Origin of the sequence: Kitasatospora sp. NPDC058218 (genome assembly GCF_042882445.1) — a bacterium.
In the GTDB taxonomy this organism is placed as follows: Bacteria; Actinomycetota; Actinomycetes; order Streptomycetales; family Streptomycetaceae; genus Kitasatospora.
The window spans coordinates 1-1878 of record NZ_JBHVWC010000162.1 but is presented as its reverse complement, the minus strand read 5'-3'; the positions used below and the strand labels follow the sequence as shown (position 1 = coordinate 1878).

The 1878-nt window shown below is 70.1% G+C and carries 2 protein-coding genes; both read right to left on the bottom strand.

What is annotated here, in order from left to right; translation table 11 throughout:
* On the bottom strand, positions 1–1280 hold a 1280-nt coding region (gene efeB, locus ACFVYI_RS42400; protein ID WP_387895467.1), incomplete at its 3' end, for an iron uptake transporter deferrochelatase/peroxidase subunit.
* Between the two features lie 117 nt (positions 1281–1397).
* Positions 1398–1878: imelysin family protein (locus ACFVYI_RS42395; protein ID WP_387895465.1), on the bottom strand; the 481-nt coding region annotated here is incomplete at its 5' end.

Genomic DNA, 1878 nt, shown 5'->3' with positions numbered 1-1878 from the left:
CCCGCCGGACAGGCGAAATGCGCGGAACCGACGTGCTGGATGTACTCATTGAGCGCGTCGCTGCCCGCCAGACGCTGCTGGAGCGGAACGAACGCCTTGCGGCTGTCCCGCTGATAGGCGAGGAAGAACAAGCCGGCGTCCAGACGGCCCAGGCCGTCGGTGCCGTCGGTGAAGGAGAAACCCCGGCGCAGGATCATCAGCCCGTTGTTGGTGTCCGGATGGGCCAGACGCACATGCGCGTCCTCGGGCATCGCCTTCAGATCCGGCGCGTCGTGCTCCTTGGGCCTGCCGTACGGCGCGCCCTCACCCTTGGTCCGGCCGAACACGTCCTCCTGCTCCTTGAGCGAGGTACGGTCCCAGGTCTCGATGTGCATCCGGATCCGCCGCGCGACCAGGTACGAACCGCCGGTCATCCAGTCCGCGCCCTCACCCGGGGCGACCCACACGTGCTCGGCCAGCTTCCCCGTGTCGGTCCCCGCGATGTTGTGGGTACCGTCCTTGAACCCCATCATGTTGCGCGGCGTCTGCGCGTCCGGCGTCGTGGAGGACGTCTTGCCGAAACCCAGCTGCGACCAGCGGATGTTCACCGTCCCCATCCCGATCCGGGCCAGGTTGCGGATCGCGTGCACGGCGACCTGCGGATCGTCCGCACAGGCCTGGACACACAGGTCACCGCCGCTGCGCTGCGGGTCGAGCTTGTCGCCCTTGAAGCCCGGCAGGTCGATCAGGGCCTCGGGGCGCCTGGCCCTCAGCCCGAAGCGGTCCACGCCGTCCTTCTCGAACAGGCCGGGGCCGAAGCCGATGGTGAGGGTCAGCCGGGAGGCGGGCAGGCCCAGGGCCTCACCCGTGTCGTCCGGCGGCGCCTCCGGCAGACCACTGGCCGCACCCGTGCCGACCTCACGGCCCCCGGTCATCGCCGCGGCCGCCCTCGTCCACTCCTTCAGCATCTTCACCAGCGACTCACGCGTCGCACTCGCCGACACGTCGAACGCGGCGAAATGCAACCGGTCCTGGACGGGGGTGGCGATACCCGCCTGATGCTCACCATAGAAGGGGACATCCGCGGTGCCGGCCGGCACCACGGGGGTGTCCTCCTCCTGCCGGGTAGCGGCGGCGACCGAACCCACCGCCGCCGCACCGAGCGCGACACCCGCGCCCGCCCAACCGATCACCGCGCGGCGGCTGACCGGGCCGCGGCCGGCGCCGCCCCGCTCACTCGTGGTGGCGTCGGCCTCGGTGCCGACCGGCGTCGCGCTCTGCTGCTGGTTCTCGGCGTCCATCGACGGGCGGGCCCTTCTGTACTGACTCACGGATGCCGTGGCGGCCGCTGGGGCCGCCACGGCGGTGTGGAGGGTGGTGGTGCCGGCCGCTGGGCCGGCACTGCTGACCGGGAGGTGTTACTTGACGACCACGGCGGCGGCCAGCTTCGACAGCGGCTCGCCCAACGAGTTCACCGCGTCGGAGAAGGTCTTGCGCTCCGCCTCGGTGACCTTGTCGTAAGAGGTGTAGCTGCCGTCCGCCTGCTTGTACTTGGCCAGCAGCGTCTGGATCGCGGCGAACTCCGCGTCCAGGGTCCTGGCCAGCTCCGCGTCCTTCTCCGACGCGACCGGCTTCAGCAGCTCGTAGGCCTTCTTCGCACCCTCGACGTTGGCGGCGAAGTCCGCCAGGTCGGTGTGGCTGTAGCGGTCCTCCTCGCCGGTGATCTTGCCGGTGGCGACCTCGTCCAGCAGCTCCTTGGCACCGTTGGCCATGCTGGTCGCGGTGATCTCCGCCTCGGGGATCCTCTTCTGCCAGTCCTTCAGGTCCGCCACCAGCTGGTCGGCGAGCTTCTTCTCCTCGTCACCGATCCTGGCGTCGGCGAAGAGCGACTTCTCCAGC